Origin of the sequence: Stieleria varia (genome assembly GCF_038443385.1) — a bacterium.
Taxonomy (GTDB): Bacteria; Planctomycetota; Planctomycetia; order Pirellulales; family Pirellulaceae; genus Stieleria; species Stieleria varia.
In genome coordinates, this window is record NZ_CP151726.1 from 7440602 (window position 1) to 7456476 (window position 15875).

Here is a 15875-nt window from a genome sequence, read left to right on the forward strand (position 1 = left end):
GGGCCGCACGCTAACGACTCGGAGAGTCGAGCGACAATTGCGACTCGGAGAGTCGAGCGACGATGGCGACACATCGTTCAGGCAAACCACTTCTCGATGGCACCGATGATATTGTCGGGCAAGGTCGTTTGTTGGTAATCAACCGTGCCGAGGAACTCGACGTTACTGTATCGTCGGATTTGCTCTGCGTTGCCTGTGCATGACGAGTCGGTGGTTGATTGCACGGCATTGAGCAGTAACCCTGACACCTCGCAGCCCAGCTGCTGTGCTGCCAGACAGGTGGCGAGGGATTGATGAATGGTTCCCAGGCGGTTGGCCGCAACGACCAGGAGTTTCGGTTGGCCCAGCTGACGATAGAGATCGATATTCAGCAGCCCGTCTGCCAGAGGGCTCATGAATCCACCGGCTCCTTCGACGATCAACCAGTCGTACCCGGAACGCCATTTGGCTGCACCATCGACCAACAACTTGGCGTCAACCTCGCGGTTTTCGGCTGCCGCTGCGGCGGGTGGGGCGACCGGCAGGGCAAACCGTTGAGGGCAAACGTCGTCCAATCGCCTGGGCATGCCAGCCGCTCGCCACAATTCAAAGGCATCGGTGGCAACCATTCCCCCAGAATCCCCGGACTGACCTGGATTCAGTTCCGGTTGACCGTCCACCATCATGATCGTAGCCGGGATACAACCGCTGGCTACTGGCTTGTACACTCCTACTCGCTGGCATTTTCCGACGAGCGTGCGAGCTAGCAGGGAAGCCACGTAGGTTTTGCCGACGTCGGTGTCCGTGCCCGTTACAAAAACGGTTTTTGTCGGATGCGTCTCCATTGTTTTATTGATTGCTCAAAAGGGAAAGAAAAGTGACAAGAACGGTTCGCTTGGCATTGCTACAGATGCGGTACGCAGGATCGCGAGACAAGACATTGGAAGCGACCGAGCGGCTGATTCGCGAGGCGACCCAGGGAGACTCTGGCGCACAAGTCATTTGTTTGCAAGAACTCTTTTGCGACGCTTATCCTTGCCAAACGGAGGACCACTGTCGATTTGACGATGCGATGCCGTTGGACGGCCCCGTGATCCAGATGATGGCTGGACTGGCTCGCGAATTGGCCATCGTGATTGTTGTTCCGATCTTCGAAAAGAGGGCGGCTGGCGTGTACCACAACACGGTCGTCGTCGTGGACGCCGATGGCAGCGTTGCGGGGACATACCGCAAGATGCACATCCCGGACGACCCGCTGTACTACGAAAAATTTTATTTCGCCCCCGGCGATCTCGGTTTCAAACCGATCCAAACGCGATACGCAAAACTGGGTGTAGGCATTTGCTGGGACCAATGGTTTCCCGAAACCGCGCGGCTGCTGTCGCTGGCCGGTGCGGAGATCCTATTGTTTCCCACGGCGATCGGTTGGATCGATGGTGAGAAAGAAGAGTACGGTGCCGGGCAACATGACGCTTGGCAAACGGCGATGCGAGCCCACGCGATCGCCAACGGTTTGTGGTTGGGGGCTCCCAACCGCGTCGGCAAAGAAGGCAAGGTTGAGTTTTGGGGAGGATCGTTCATCACCTCTCCGCGTGGCGAGGTCGTCGCCAAGGCCGATCATGAAAGTGAAACCTTCCTGGCGTTTGAATGTGAACTCGATGAAATCGATGTCGTTCGCACCCACTGGCCTTTCTTGCGAGATCGACGCGTGGACGCTTACCAGGATCTGACCAAGCGTTACTTGGACTGAGCAACACCGTCGCTCGGCTTTGCGAGGATCTTTGGCAATTGGCGGACCATGAATCGTGGCAACACCATTAGCGCACGTTCGGTCGTGGCATCGACCGCGATGTCAAAACGGATGGCGGCGTTGACTTCCGTCGCGACGCTGCTGGCCGCATCGCTGGCGAGTGCTGCACGCATGCGGGCAACAAAGTCATCCTTGTCGGCCAGTGGCTGGGTCCACAGGACCACGGGCAATCGATCATAAGTCGCTTCGCTGCCGACCCACCAGTAGTCCGAGTCCACGACTCGGACTTGCAATTCGAATGGCGACAAAGTATCGGCCAATGCCTCACCCGCACTGACGTCGTCACCCATGAAGGGCATCACGCGTTGGATGGGCGAAAACCGTCGGCGAATGCCGTCGTCCCAATTCACAAAGCAGTCTGCGTTGTTTCGCGCGGCGACCGAATGGAGCAAATCGATCGCGGTGATAGGCATCAACAACGTCGGGCCAGATCGTTGATCGGCCAAGACGGGCCAGTCGGCTTGCGCGGACTCGACGGGCTGAGCCCACTTGGCGAAAACGCCGTCCTTGATCCGAGGCGTCACGCCACGTATTCGCCGCATCGCGTCAGCGGCTAACGCACCGAGTTGCTTCTGAGTCAGAGTTTCGGGCGGCAGCACGCGATCCGGATTTGCTTGATTGGATTTGCCAAAGATCAGTTGATTGACGCAGTCGACACCGGCCGCGGTATCATTGCCGAGGTCCGCCAGATCCAACAAGGCATTCGTCGCGGCATCCAAGTTTGCTTGCGTGGGGCCGATTCGGATCACATAGTCTTCGATCGTCACTTCGGCTCCCGCTTGCTCGGCGATGTGGTTGAGCAAATCCTCGGATGTCTTCCATCCTTTGGGTACCGTGATGGGTTGCGAGATCCCTGATCCGATCAAATCAAAAGACACCCATTGCAGTTGAATCGGTGCGCCTGTCGTTTGGCTGATCAGGGTTACCAAGTCCATCAGGGGCATGGTGTCGCCGTCCGTGCTGAGCGCGTAACGCATCGCTAAGGCGCGACGAACGTTGATCGGGCTGGGAGGACTGGCGATCAACATCGGGTCCAAGCTTTCCTGAGCCGGTCGATCCACGATGACTTCATCCAAAGTCGGCGGAGCAGGTTCAGTGGGCGGTGCTTGGGGCCGATCCATCTCAAGATCAAAAAAATCTTTCCGCAAACCCTTCGGCAACGCCATCATTTCAGTCGCAGGGCCGGCATCCTTGGGATCATCGGTCAGTGGAGACTTCAATGGCGAAGGCCCCAACAGATCATCCAAGGGCGACTGTGGAAACAAGTCATTGGGGATCGCCGAAGTGTTCGCTGGCGGGCTGTTGTTGGGAGACGCGGCCATTTGCTCAGGCTCTGCCGCATCTGCCGCATCGTGGGGAGCGGAGGGATCGGATTCGTTGGCTGCGTCCCCAGTGTTGACGTCCGTCGCATCACCGGGCGGCATCGACTCGTCATCGGTTGCTACGTGCGAATCATCCGTCGGCGTCGCATCATCTGGTGGGTTGGGAGCATCGTTGATCGGTGATGGACTGGGATCGACCGAGCCGTCATCGACGACTCCAGTTGCGTCTGCCGTTGTTTCCGTTTTCCACGTGCGAACGAAGTAAACAAAGACAAAGACGGTGGTGATCAGCACGGAGGCCATCAATGCGACCAGCATCGCGATTTGTCGTGACCGCTGCGTCCGCTCGCTTTGCCAATCCGGCCGCAACGGATCACCAAACTCTGAGTAGTCTTGGCCTTCGCCCGTTCCTGCCAATGTTGAATCCGCGAGCGACGCGGTGTCCGCAGGCGCGGAATGAAAGCCGCTGACGGGAGGAGCCTGTCCGTGACCAGCAGTCTGCGAAGCGTTGGCATCTCCGACCGCGGACCCGCCATCGACGGAGTCTTGCGTCAGCGCTCCGCTGTCGACGGGGTGATCGCCGACAGCGATCTGTGGACCGCCGACAGGTGAGTATCCCGCAGGCACAGATCCCTCTGGCATAATTTGCTCTGGCGCAATTTGCTCTGGCGCAGCGATCTGCACCATCGATTGACAGCGTGGGCACGCCACGATCGTATCCACCAGATGCGGGTCGGTGACTCGCAGCCGGCTGGAGCATGTCGGGCACTGAACGGAAAAGGGCTTGAAGTTCAAGCTAGCGTTCTCTCGATGGGACTCGAATGATTCGTGGCTGGTTACAATCTATCATGCTTCAGTCGTCTGCCGCACGTCATAAAAGATGGCCAGGCCGGTCAGAAATCCACCACAATCCATCCCGCCGCCCTCACGACCTGTTCTCAAATGCGTTTTTTCCCCATCGCAGCGACTTTGTTGCTGGTAAGTGCCGGATTCCACCACTCCCCATTGCGGGCAGATTCTCCCTGGATCATCGACACCCACACGCATTTCAAGGGTACCGAGCAAGTCCTTGCTGAGCACGCCGCCCGATCGTTTGACCCACGAAACACACTGGGCCAAGTTTTTGTGCCCAATGACTACGCGCCGATCGCCGAGCGTCTGGGCATCCGTGCCACCGTCGTGGTCGAGGCGGTCGATCAAGATCTGTTGCGATTCAACGACTGGGTGATCGATCAAGCGGATTCGGATTTGATTTGTGGCTACGTGGCTCATGGCGATTTAACAGCAGACGACTTCGCCAGCCATCATCAGCGTTACATGGAAAGCGGTCACCTGAAAGGATATCGAATTCGAATGGGGGAACTGGCGTCCTGTCTGGAAAGCGAACAAGGACGCAAGCATCTCGCCATGCTGGAACAACAGGGCCTGGTTGCGGATTTGTTGATCGATGCCAAGCAGATCGATGACGTCATCACACTCTCCAACGATTTCCCCAAGTTATCGGTCGTCATCAATCATGGTTTTCGTGCACGCATGGTCGACGGCAAGCCAACCGAGCAGTGGCTCGCCGCCGTGCGCCGCGCGGGAACGCTGCCCAATGTGCATTGCAAGTTCAGCAGCCTGATCGATTTCTCTGGCGTCAAACCTTTCTCCGGCGAGGCGCCGAGCGATCTGAAGGCTTACCTGCCCGTGTTCCAACCGCTGATGGAAAGCTTTGGGGAAGACAGGCTGATCTTCGGCACCAACTGGGGCGTCTGCACTCACTACGGTTCGGTGGACGCTGTTGTCAGTTTGGCTTTGGATTATTTGAATCAACACGGTAAAGCGGCGGTGCAGAAAGTGATGCGAGACAACGCGGTTCGCGTCTATCATTTATCCGCCGCAGACGTTGAATAACGGATAAACTGCGTTCGGCATTGATGACACATCATCAATCGTTGGCGTCGTGGTTTTGGCAGAAAATCATTTGTGCAAGGAATTCTGGCGAATCCCATTACCTGATGCGTCAGTGAATGTATTGTTCTACTTAGCACATCCACCAACACCAATCGTTTGGAACTCGGCCACTCATGCGATCACCTTGGATCATCGGATTGTTTGTCATTGCGTTCGCGGTGGTTGTCTATTATTTCACGACCACCGGCAGTGACGGCCAACAAGACGATGTCGCAGAACGTCTTCGGCAGCGTCAGATGCGAGAGTCCGTCGGGTCAGCGGTTGTTGAGAACGACGTGGTCGCTGACGAGCCCGACTGGGCCGCGTTGGAAGCGGCGGGGAAAGGCGTGCCGGTTCCCAAAGTCTTGGATGTCAGGCCGGGCGAAGGTGGCATGTTTTGGTTCGTCGGATATCCAGGTGAGCCGTTTGGAATCGAGATCCCGTTCGGCGCAGGCCGCTTCAGAACGCCGCCAGCCGAGCAAGAACCGGTCCATGAAAACCCGGGATTCCTCGGCGCCAATGTCTGCGCGGAGTGCCACCAGGAAAAACACGATTCGTTCATTCACACCGCTCACCATCGCACAAGCCGATTACCTGAAACCGAAGCGTTTGGAGGCTCATTTGAAGAAGGAAAGAACGTCTTGTCGACAAAGTCACCTCAAGTCGCGTTCAAAATGGTGGAGCGCGACGGCAAGTTCTATCAGCGGGTGTCCTATTACGGCTGGCAATTCGAAGTCCCGATGGACATCATCGTCGGCTCCGGAAAACTCGGCGAAAGCTATTTGTACTGGCACGAGGATGGACTTTATCAAGCCAACGTCAGCTACGCCGAGACGGCAGACGGCTGGATCAACAGCCCTGGTTACCTTGATGGCGATGCAAACTATTCACGCAGCATCGGAAGCCGCTGCGTCGAATGCCATTTCACCTACGCGGACTCGCGTGGCGAGGGAAACCAGTTCACCGAAAGCAGTTTTATTCTGGGGGTCTCATGCGAGCGTTGTCATGGAACGGGCGAGAAGCACGTCGAATTTCATCGCCAAAACAAGGATGAGAAAAAAGGGCAACACATATCCGTCCCCACACAGCTTTCGCGTCAAGGGCAATTGGATCTGTGCGGACAATGCCACTCGACGGTCACGCCTGCCAAGGGAGAACCCTTCGCCTTTCAACCGGGCGATCGCTTTGAGGACCGATTCGAAGCCCCCGATCCCAACGAAGCCGGCAATAGCGTCCATACCAGCAATCAAGTCGCACGCTTATCGCTGAGCAAGTGTTTTCAGGAGACGGAGATGGCGTGTGCCGACTGCCATGATCCACACAAACATGAACGTGGAAACAAACGGCTGTTTTCCGAGCGTTGCATGAAATGCCATGAAGTGTCCGAGTGCGGGATGAACGATCAGCCCGTTGATGGATTGGACTTGGCCGCCAACTGCGTTGATTGCCATGTCCCCGTAAAGGAATCCGAACGGATGCGGATGGAACTCGGCAGCGAAAGCGTTTTTCCACCGCTGCGTGACCACTTCATCCGAGTCGACCGAGCGGCCACGAAGGAGTACCTGCAGTCGCTGAAAACGGTTCCTCAATAAATGACGTAGTGGACTTCGCCAGAAATCCCAAGCGAAAGGAAATCTGGCAAATCTCACTACCAAGTGCGCCAGTAGATGAATCGTTTTTCCTAGGATTCCCAACCATCGCTTAGTGAGCCGTTTCGCGGTTCTACTCAGGACGTCCTGTCCAGTAACGAAACGCTCGGATCGTTTGCCGCGCGGCTTCGTGTGGATCGGGCCAAGGAAACGCTTCGGCGCACAAGTATCCCTGGTACTGGATGCTTCGCAACGCATCAATGATCGGACCGTATTGCATGTGACCGCAGCCGACGGGCCGGCGATTGCTGTCGACGAAATGGATGTGCCCGACCCACTGTCCGCCCGTGATCAGGGCCGCAGCGATGTCTTCTTCTTCGATGTTCATGTGAAACAAGTCGCACAGCAAACGAACATTGTCGGTCGACAGCGACTCCAGAATCTGAACGCCGTCAGCGACGGTACAGCACTGGTTGGTTTCGTATCGATTGAGCGGTTCGTAGATCAAGGGCACGCCATACTTTGCGGCAGCGTCTCCACCGTCCTCCAGCGCTTCGCACAAATACGCCAGCGCGGTCTGCTTGTCCACCGCTCCTTCGCTACGGCCCTGCATCGAACCGATGATGGCTGCCGCCCCGAAACCGCCTGCCAGGTCGATGATGGATCGAACAAACGCCTTTGCCTGTTCTCGCTTTCCCGCGTCTGCGTCGGCGAGTTGCAAACGATGCTTGACCCAACCGGCACCGGTTCCCAACGCGGCAAGCTGCAACCCTGCGGAATCCAACATTCGCCCCAAATCATCTGCATCGATCGACTCAGGTCCGGGAGCAAAGATTTCTACCGCGTCGTAACCCAACTCGGCGGCAAAGGCGATGGACTTGTCCAGGCCGTCCCAAAGAACAAAGGGGCCGCCTCGCGATTCTTCGACAAGACTGATGGTGATGCAGGATTTCATGGAGCAGGAAGGTGTTTGATGGAGAGGAAAGTTGTGATCGTGGGTGGTGTTCCAGATCAACCGTCGTTGTTTTCTGGGCGTCCTTCGACGTAGACCCAATTGTGGATCGGAGCCAGGATTTCTTTGACCTCCGCGACCAGTTTTTCGTCCAAAGGTTCGTCCAGCCAATCGCACCACTGGCTGACCCGTTCTGGACTTGCCGACCCGGTCACACAACTGGCGAAGCTGGGGTGGGCGACCGAGTACTGCAACGCTAATTTCGCGATGTCGGTTCCGGCGTCCTCGCAGTGCTTGGCCGCTTTGGCAGCCACGGCACGAACCTCGTCCGTGGTTTTGTGCCACACGGGCAGTGGTGCGTTGGTCAGCAGTCTTGCGGAAAACGGCGCGGCGTTGATCAATCCGACACCGCGTTGCGAACAGGGCTCGATCAGATCCAACGCCATGTCGTTTTGCAGCGTGTAGTGGTTGTACGTCAACACAACATCCAAGTCCGCGCGAGACATCATTTCGTGAAAGATCTTCATCGGGTAGCCGCTGACGCCGATGAAACGCACTTTTCCCTTCTCGACTTCCTTTCGCAGCGCCGGGATGGTTTCATCAACAATTTGATTCAGGTCCACAAACTCGATGTCGTGGCAAAACACAATGTCGATGTGCTCGACTTGCATCCGCTCCAGCGAGATATCAATGCTTTCGGCGACGCGACGAGCGCTAAAATCAAAGTGGGCTGGGGCGTAGCGTCCTAGCTTGGTGCTCAGGACGTAAGAGTCGCGAGGAATCTCGGGCAACACCCGCCCCAGCATCACTTCGCTCATCCCGCGCCCGTAGTACGCCGCCGTGTCGATGTAGTTCATGCCCCGCTCCATCGCCACGTTGACACATCGAAGTGCCTCAGCGACATCGATCGGCCTGAATTCCGCACCGATGGACGATGCACCAAAGCCGAGTACAGAGAGTTCCAGACCGGTGTTTCCGAGTTTTCGTTTTTCCATTGCCGCGAGCGAAAGGAGTGAAGGAAAGAAGGAATTCAATATCGAGACTAGCGTACCAGATTCATTTCTCGTGACAGCCGGCAGAGGCGTCTGAAACGATCGGAACGAGCGGCAAAGCGATTCGGTACCGCAGGTTTATTGCCTTTGAGACACTTTTTGGGAGCAGTGCCGTTAAGGCGATCGCGTGGGAGGGGGCCGGTATGCGCAAGTTAACGATTGGCAATGGCAAGACGTTTGGCGGGGCACGCTATCGACTTGGAAAGTCGAGCGACAATTGTCGTTCGACTTTCCAAGTCGAAAACGAACACCACCATACGCCCCGAGATGTAACAGTGGACAAGAAACGGCTCAATGAATAACGCCGAAACATCAAGTCAACGACAACGTTTTGACAGACGAGCCTATCGCCCTAACTGACGCATCACTTTTTGGACGATTTGTTCGATCGTTTGTGTGGGCATGGTCAGGGTGTCGCCCGAGGCGTTGCTACTGGCGTCGGTCAGATGTGCGGCTTCATTGACCAACGCGTCGATCTCGCGTTGGGCTGCGGCGACCATGTCACGTTGGCGATCCGACAGCGGTGCGCGTCCTGCGCCAAGGTTCCATCCCCGTGATCTTGCTCCGGCCCGGAAACCTTCGGGGAACTCGCCTACTGAAATCAGTGCGTCAAACAGCGGCAGCAACTGAAACTGCAGCCGCATGGCTTCATCGATATTCCCCGACTGAACATTGCGATGGATCGCGCGGGTCAATTCGGGAACCACGCCGCTGGTCGCATTCGTGCCTCCGTCGGCGCCGATGATCAACATCGGTGCCAGCGAAGCGTCCCATCCGGTGAGGAAACTGAACTCGGGACGCATCGGGCGGATTTGTGAAATCATCCGCATCATGTTTGGCAAATCGCCACTGCTATCTTTGATGCCGATCACGCGTGGGCACTCCGACGCCAATCGCACCACCGTGCCGACTTCGATCGGTGAAGCGAACAGGGGGATGTTGTAGAGCGTGACGTCGACCGAGACGGCGTCGGCGATTTCGCGAAAGTAAGCGTAGACGCCTTGTTCGCTGAGTCGGTAATAGAACGGTGCGACGATCGCGACGGCGCGGACCCCCATTTCGCCGTAAGCATCACAGGCGGCAATCGTTTCTTTGGCATTGGCTTCGGCTGCCCCAGCCAGAATCGGAACACGCCCACGCGTTTGATCGACGACGATCTGGACGATGCGTCGGCGTTCGTCGGCGGTGAAGCGTACGAACTCGCCGGTGCTGCCGTTGGGATACAGCCCGTCGACGCCCCTTTCGATCAACCAGTCGACATAGCCCCTCAAGGTGTCTTCGTCGACTCGCCCCAGTGCATCGACCGGCGTGATGTTGGGCGTCAGGATTCCGGAGATTCGTTCGGACATGTGGGGCAGGCTGGGTCTAGTCGGTCGTGATTTGTTAGTGAATCGGGAATCAGTGAATTGGGAGAAGGCGACACCGAGAACGCATCGCCGAAACTACATCACTTCGTCGTCGGTTGCGATCACGTAAGCGGTCGCGTGAGTGCGGCAACCGCCCAAGCTGACGTGCAGTTTCTCGACGTCGTTTCGCATCGCGACTTCGGCCGCCGTTCCGTGCAACACGATCACGGGGCCTTCGGCCGGACGCACTTCCAACTCGATTTCGTTCCAGCGAACACCTTGGCGGCGACATCTCAGTGCCTTCATCGCCGCTTCCTTGGCCGCCCAGCGGGTGGCAAAATTCAGCGATGCGTTTCCCGAGCCCACACAATAGTCCACTTCATCGGCCGTGTAGACGCGTTCCAAAAATTGTTCACCGTGCGTTTCGATCATCGTTGCGATCCGCACAATCTCGACAATTTCGGTACCGATTCCCAGGATTGCCATATGTTGCGTTCCAGCCGTTTGCGTTTTGAGCTCTCGTGAGCCTTTATCTTAGCCCGCAAGCCGATTGGGCGCGGCCCAAGACTTTTGCGGCGACATTGCGAGCCTTTTCCGCTCCCTCTGCAAGCACTTGGTGGACGTAATCCACATTCTGTTCCAATTCTGCACGTTTTTCTCGGGCGTCGGCAAAGTAGGCTTCACTGGATTGGGCGATCGCCTTCTTGACGTCCCCGTAGCCGAAGCCTCCACGTCGGTACATCGCGGCCATCGCATCGATCTCGTCCGGGTTGCCGAATAATCGGAACAGTTGGAACAAGTGGTCGTCCTCGGGTTCTTTGGGATCCTCCATCGGCCGACTGTCCGTCGTGATCCTCATGATCTGTTTGCTGATTTTTTTCACTTCGCCGAACAGCGGCAGCGTGTTGTCGTAGCTCTTGCTCATCTTTTCGCCGTCGGTGCCCGGTACTTTGGCGCTGGCGTCCAACACATTGGCTTTCGGCAAGACAAAGGTGTCGCCGAACTGATGGTTGAAACGACTAGCGATGTCGCGGCATACCTCGATGTGCTGAACTTGATCGGCACCCACCGGCACCAGTTGGCTGTCATAGGCAAGGATGTCTGCGGCTTGCAAAACCGGATAAGTAAACAACCCCACGTCGGCCGGCAATCCTTTCTCAACCTTTTCTTTGTACGCCACGCAGCGTTGCAGCAATCCCATCGGCGTGCCGCTGAGCAGCAGCCAGCACAATTCGCTGACCTCGGGGATGTGCGACTGAACGAACAAGGTTGCTTTGGTCGGGTCCAGTCCCAACGCCAGCAGATCCATCGCGGTGTCGAGCACATTCTGACGCAGCACGGCGGCGTCTCGAACGGTGGTCAATGCGTGCAGGTCGGCGATGAAGTAGTAGCCTTCATTGGCCTCTTGCAGATCGATGTACTGACGGATCGCGCCGAAGTAGTTGCCCCAGTGCGGTCGTCCGGTCGGCTGGATCCCTGAGAGAACGCGTAAGGGACCCTTGGCGGATTTCTCGGTTGGCTCGGATGGGGACACGGGACGATCAGCGGACGACATGAAAGAATCCTCAAACGGATCTTCCGAGCATTGCTGTCGTCGTAACGATTCGACAGGACGCTCGGAATGGGGCAGCAATTTAGGACCGAGAATTGTGGTCGATTCGACGCAGAAAACAACGCCGGGAGCGGCAAGCGACTGATTTGCGTGCATTTCCTGGGAATTACACCTTGGGGAATCCACGCCAACGGTGCGAAAACCCGGCCGGGGTACGTAGAATCAACGAATGCCATCCGTGGCGAAACGCTTTGCTGCTGTCTTATCTAATCCAACCTCCCTGAGAGCTTGTCATGCTGATTCGTTGCCTATTGATTGCCATCGTTGTCGTCGCGACCTGGAGCGGAGCGGCCCGCACCGGTTCGGCGCAGAACGGCCAATTGATCGAAGGACTCTTTCGGACGTTGGCGGAAAGTCAACTCGAACGCGAGCGACAGAAACGTGCCGAAGCCGAAGAGCGGGCGCGACGCGAAGCAATCCAACGCGAACAAGAATCCAGGCGGGATCCGTACGAAGTGCGTTTGCCCAGTGGATTCGGTGTCCCGCAACCGAACTTGCCCGCACGTCCGCCAGTTGGCACGCCTCCTGGGGCTCCCATCAGGCCGGATCGCGGGCCGGAATTAGGCTCGATCAATGTGCGGAGTGAAAAGGCGGCCCAGTACGCGCAGAACCTGGTTGCGTTCAATCAATCGTATTCGCAATTGGTCGCCGAGTTGCGTTCTGCCGCGACGCGAAACGCTGAACTGCGTACGTTGATGCCACAAGTCTATGAGGTTTCCGCATCGGGACGAACGTTGCTCAGGCAGTGCGATGGACTGAGCGTTCTCTCGCCAATCATTCCCAGCCATCAGGAATGGGACAGTCGCTGGCGTAACATTTCGTTTCAACTGCGCAGGGTCGGTGGGCTGAGCGACAGTTGCAACGATGCCATTCGCACGTGTGATCAACTTTGCACTGCCATGAGCAGACAACTGAACATCCAACCACAGTTCGATCGGATCGCGTTACGAGATCAAATGACGACCGCTGCGGCGCACATGCAAACTTTGATGGACGATTTGGAACTGTCTTCGATTCCGCGGGACCAGTGCCATCGGCTGGAGCATGACTGTCGATTGTTGAGGCAGCAACTGCTGGCCGATGCACAACGGATCGACCGCTACGGGTACAACGAATGCGTTTCCAAGTTCAGTGACTTTGCCTCCCGTTGGCGAGCGTTCGGCGCGCAGGCCTACGCGTTGGGCGACGCGCACATCGCTCGACGTTTGGATCGGATCAGCGAGTGTGGCGAAGCGACTTATGAATTGTTGTGGATCCCGCCGCCGTCGTCGGTGACCGAAATCGGTCCAATCGCGACACGGCTGAAACAGAAGTTGGATTTGGTGACGGAAAAGATGACGCTGCGGGCGCTGACCAGCCTGCCGCCGGGTGATCAAGTCCGAGTGTTGGAATCGGTGCGCCAGTTGACCCAGCAGTCCGTACGCTTCACCAACCTCGCCACTTCGTCGCGTCCTCAACGAGCAGAATTGCAGTCGGCCTTCCGATCACTCGATGAAACCTGGTGTGCCGGGCAGCCTTTGTTCGTCAGGATTCCCACGGTCAACTTGGGGCACGTGGCCGAGATCAACCGAAGCTGCGAGCAACTGCGCGAAGCGTTGAACTTGCGTGCCGACTATGCGTCGCCGGTACGGTTGGCGGATTTGGTGCACTCGGCTGCGGCGTTGGAGGGGACCGCAGAGGTATTGCGTGACCATGTGTTGCGAAATCAGCGATACTTTCAGCCGAACGAGTTTCGGGCTGGGATCACCGAAAACGTGCAGAGTTTTTATCGCCATGCAAAAGAAGTCCACGAGTTGCTCAGCCGCGGTGACCGTATGAACGACCGCCGGCACATGGCGGAACTGCAGGAGGAGACTGGTCACCTGCTGGAGGATTGGAACCAATTGGCGCCGCAGCTCAGTCAGATTCAGAATCATGGGTTGTCGGGGCCGCGTGCCACCCAGATCCAGCAAACCGGGCAGGAGGCCGTCCCACCGATCGCTCAGCTCGCAGCCGCGTTGCTGGACCAAAGCTGAGGGCGGGCGTGCCGAAACGAAATCGGATCTCGGCTGGTTGAAACCTTGGCGTTGCCGTATCGTTTGATGGTGGCCGGGGCGACAGCTGAGCCGTGACGCGTAAGCGGCCGGGCCAAAGACCAAGCAGAAAACAAGCGTCCGATCAAAAGGTAGTGGACGAGGTAACGAGTCCTACAAGCTGGGAATCGTTACCTCGTCCACTACGACAGTCATTTCCAGTTCCCACTCACGTTTCATCCTATGACCATCGAGCGTAACACGACACGCGAAGTCAAGATCGGTTCCATCTGCGTCGGCAACCACAACCCGATTGCCGTTCAGAGCATGACGGCGACGAAGACACAGAATATCGATGCCACTGTCCAGCAGGCCGAAGCGTTGCGGGCGGCCGGTGCAGGTGTTGTCCGAATCGCCGTTGACAGCGACAAAGATGCCGCAGCCTTGGCTGAGATTCGCAGACAAACCACGGCGAACTTGGCCGTCGATCTGCAGGAGAACTTTCGTCTCGCCCAAATCGTCGCACCAAACGTGGACAAGATCCGGTACAACCCCGGACACTTGTACCATCATCAACGCGACAAGCCGTGGCAGGACAAAGTTCGGTTCATCATCGACCAAGCCGTCGAGCACGACTGTGCCATCCGCATTGGTGTCAATTGCGGCAGCGTCGATCCGGACAAGAAAGAAAAGTATGATCCGGAGGACTCGATCACCCCGATGCTCGAAAGTGCGTTGGAGCATTGCGACTTCGTCGATTCGCTCGGATTTCATCGCTACGTCGTTTCACTCAAAGACAGTGATCCGCAGAAAGTGATTGAAGTCAATCGTCGGTTTGCCGAGCGGCGTCCCGATGTGCCTTTGCATTTGGGGGTCACCGAAGCAGGCATGCCTCCGGATGGGATCATCAAGACTCGGATCGCCTTTGAACAGTTGATCGGCCACGGCATCGGCGACACCGTGCGTGTCTCGCTGACCGTGCCCAATCCACGCAAACCGGAAGAAATTCAGGCGGGATTGCAGATCATTGAAGACATCCATGCCGGTCGCGTGCGCACGGTGGTGAAGCTGAATGACCATTCGCTGAACATCATCAGTTGTCCGAGTTGCTCACGCGTGGAGAACGAGGCGTTCATCGATTTGGCGCAAAGCGTGAAAGAAATGTCCGCGTATGCCAAGGATTACGACATCACGATCGCCGTCATGGGCTGTCGGGTGAACGGTCCCGGCGAAACCGACGACGCAGACCTGGGGCTTTGGTGTGGTCCTGCGAAAGTCAATCTGAAACGTGGAACGGAAGCCTTGGGGGCGTTCGGCTACGACGAAATCCTGCCACGTCTGAAGCAAGAACTCGATCAACTGATCGCGTCCAAGTGAACCTGAGAAACCAGTCGGATTTCAGTTGTTTTGAATGTTCTGCTCACCAATGACGACGGGATCGACGCGCCGGGTTTGACGACGCTGCATCGATGCGTTACCGAAACCTTGGGGGACCAAGTTTCTCAGCTCGTTGTCGTCGCGCCCGACCGCGGACGGAGCGAGTGTTCGCACAGTGTGACGACGGGTGAGGACCTGTACATCGAAGAGATCCGACCGGGTTGGTTTGCGCTCAATGGGACGCCGGTGGACTGTTTGCGAGCCGCACTGTTCGGTTTGAAGTTCGAGCCTGACTTTGTTTTGTCGGGCGTCAACGCCGGTGCCAACTTGGGTGTCAATCTGATGGTCAGCGGTACGTTTGCCGCAGCCAGGGAGTCGGCAACGTTGGGCGTACCGGCGATGGCGGTTTCGCACTACCGACGACACGATGTCGCCAAGACTTGGGACCACGTGCCACGTTGGGTAGAGCAGACATTAAAGGAGTTCGCCGAAGTCGCACTTCGGTACCGGCAGGCCAAGAACGTGACCGACGAAGCGAAGACGCCGCCTCTGTGGAACGTCAACTTGCCCGCCGTGGATCCGTCGACACCGAGCGTTCCCCGGGAAAGATGCCCGGTGGACTGCAACCCGATCACACGGACGGCGACTATCGATGAAGGTCGCGTCGTGTACGAATTGGATTTCCACGGTCGACCGAGAAGTCGTGGAAGCGATGTGGAGCGTTGCTTCGCAGGCTCACTGACCATCAGCGATCTGTCCCCGTTCTTTCGTACGTTAGCCTCTCGTACGTCAGGCTTTCTAGCCTGACTTACTGCCGGCTCATGTCAGGCTAGAAAGCCTGACGTACGTAAGTCAGGCTAGAAAGCCTGACGTACATAGAAACCCTGAC

Annotated in this window: 13 protein-coding genes; 6 read left to right on the plus strand and 7 right to left on the minus strand. The window is 57.2% G+C overall.

Annotated elements, in window-relative coordinates; all coding sequences use genetic code 11:
• Positions 1 to 77: 77 nt before the first annotated feature.
• A complete protein-coding gene (gene bioD / locus Pla52nx_RS25020; protein ID WP_146520388.1) occupies positions 78 to 824 on the minus strand; it encodes a dethiobiotin synthase in 747 nt (248 codons plus the stop codon).
• 32 nt (positions 825 to 856) lie between these two features.
• Between bioD and Pla52nx_RS25025 the strand changes: the two genes are divergently transcribed.
• Entirely contained in the window at positions 857 to 1729 is an 873-nt protein-coding gene (locus Pla52nx_RS25025) for a carbon-nitrogen hydrolase (RefSeq protein ID WP_146520387.1), read from the plus strand.
• On the opposite strand, the gene Pla52nx_RS25030 is transcribed toward Pla52nx_RS25025, so the two are convergent.
• Positions 1717 to 3906 carry a hypothetical protein gene (locus tag Pla52nx_RS25030; RefSeq protein WP_342190256.1) on the minus strand — a complete coding sequence of 730 codons (2190 nt, stop codon included), beginning with the start codon at positions 3904 to 3906 and terminating at the stop codon, positions 1717 to 1719. The two genes, Pla52nx_RS25025 and Pla52nx_RS25030, sit on opposite strands and share 13 nt — an antisense overlap.
• 147 nt (positions 3907 to 4053) lie before the next feature.
• Here Pla52nx_RS25030 and Pla52nx_RS25035 point away from each other — a divergent pair, with 147 nt between their 5' ends.
• Both Pla52nx_RS25035 and Pla52nx_RS25040 read left to right on the plus strand, forming a co-directional pair.
• Positions 4054 to 5007 (plus strand): amidohydrolase family protein, encoded by a 954-nt coding sequence (locus tag Pla52nx_RS25035; RefSeq protein ID WP_146520385.1) that lies wholly within the window; start codon positions 4054 to 4056, stop codon positions 5005 to 5007.
• A gap of 173 nt (positions 5008 to 5180) precedes the next feature.
• A complete protein-coding gene (locus tag Pla52nx_RS25040) occupies positions 5181 to 6638 on the plus strand; it encodes a multiheme c-type cytochrome (RefSeq protein WP_146520384.1) in 1458 nt (485 codons plus the stop codon).
• A gap of 130 nt (positions 6639 to 6768) precedes the next feature.
• Here Pla52nx_RS25040 and Pla52nx_RS25045 read toward each other — a convergent pair whose 3' ends face one another.
• From Pla52nx_RS25045 to trpS, 5 genes are all read right to left on the minus strand, one after another.
• Entirely contained in the window at positions 6769 to 7590 is an 822-nt protein-coding gene (locus Pla52nx_RS25045; RefSeq protein ID WP_146520383.1) for a sugar phosphate isomerase/epimerase family protein, read from the minus strand.
• 56 nt (positions 7591 to 7646) lie between these two features.
• A complete protein-coding gene (locus Pla52nx_RS25050; RefSeq protein ID WP_146520382.1) occupies positions 7647 to 8582 on the minus strand; it encodes an aldo/keto reductase in 936 nt (311 codons plus the stop codon).
• A gap of 401 nt (positions 8583 to 8983) precedes the next feature.
• A complete protein-coding gene (locus Pla52nx_RS25055; RefSeq protein WP_146520381.1) occupies positions 8984 to 9988 on the minus strand; it encodes a dihydrodipicolinate synthase family protein in 1005 nt (334 codons plus the stop codon).
• Between the two features lie 93 nt (positions 9989 to 10081).
• A complete protein-coding gene (gene acpS / locus Pla52nx_RS25060; RefSeq protein WP_146520380.1) occupies positions 10082 to 10471 on the minus strand; it encodes a holo-ACP synthase in 390 nt (129 codons plus the stop codon).
• A 43-nt stretch (positions 10472 to 10514) separates the two neighbouring features.
• Entirely contained in the window at positions 10515 to 11540 is a 1026-nt protein-coding gene (gene trpS / locus Pla52nx_RS25065) for a tryptophan--tRNA ligase (protein WP_146520379.1), read from the minus strand.
• Positions 11541 to 11830: 290 nt separating this feature from the next.
• Between trpS and Pla52nx_RS25070 the strand changes: the two genes are divergently transcribed.
• From Pla52nx_RS25070 to Pla52nx_RS25080, 3 genes are all read left to right on the plus strand, one after another.
• A complete protein-coding gene (locus tag Pla52nx_RS25070; protein ID WP_146520378.1) occupies positions 11831 to 13612 on the plus strand; it encodes a hypothetical protein in 1782 nt (593 codons plus the stop codon).
• Positions 13613 to 13852: 240 nt separating this feature from the next.
• Positions 13853 to 14986, plus strand: coding sequence for a (E)-4-hydroxy-3-methylbut-2-enyl-diphosphate synthase (gene ispG / locus Pla52nx_RS25075; RefSeq protein WP_146520377.1), 1134 nt, complete (start codon positions 13853 to 13855; stop codon positions 14984 to 14986).
• 30 nt (positions 14987 to 15016) lie between these two features.
• Positions 15017 to 15793, plus strand: coding sequence for a 5'/3'-nucleotidase SurE (locus tag Pla52nx_RS25080; protein WP_146520376.1), 777 nt, complete (start codon positions 15017 to 15019; stop codon positions 15791 to 15793).
• Positions 15794 to 15875 lie beyond the last annotated feature (82 nt).

Bases quoted from the DNA above. Each gene is read 5' to 3' on its own strand.
- trpS (WP_146520379.1), bottom strand. From the start codon at position 11,540: ATGTCGTCCGCTGATCGTCCCGTGTCCCCATCCGAGCCAACCGAGAAA.
- bioD (WP_146520388.1), bottom strand. From the start codon at position 824: ATGGAGACGCATCCGACAAAAACCGTTTTTGTAACGGGCACGGACACC.
- Pla52nx_RS25070 (WP_146520378.1), top strand. From the start codon at position 11,831: ATGCTGATTCGTTGCCTATTGATTGCCATCGTTGTCGTCGCGACCTGG.
- ispG (WP_146520377.1), top strand. From the start codon at position 13,853: ATGACCATCGAGCGTAACACGACACGCGAAGTCAAGATCGGTTCCATC.
- Pla52nx_RS25040 (WP_146520384.1), top strand. From the start codon at position 5,181: ATGCGATCACCTTGGATCATCGGATTGTTTGTCATTGCGTTCGCGGTG.
- Pla52nx_RS25055 (WP_146520381.1), bottom strand. From the start codon at position 9,988: ATGTCCGAACGAATCTCCGGAATCCTGACGCCCAACATCACGCCGGTC.
- acpS (WP_146520380.1), bottom strand. From the start codon at position 10,471: ATGGCAATCCTGGGAATCGGTACCGAAATTGTCGAGATTGTGCGGATC.
- Pla52nx_RS25035 (WP_146520385.1), top strand. From the start codon at position 4,054: ATGCGTTTTTTCCCCATCGCAGCGACTTTGTTGCTGGTAAGTGCCGGA.
- Pla52nx_RS25050 (WP_146520382.1), bottom strand. From the start codon at position 8,582: ATGGAAAAACGAAAACTCGGAAACACCGGTCTGGAACTCTCTGTACTC.
- Pla52nx_RS25045 (WP_146520383.1), bottom strand. From the start codon at position 7,590: ATGAAATCCTGCATCACCATCAGTCTTGTCGAAGAATCGCGAGGCGGC.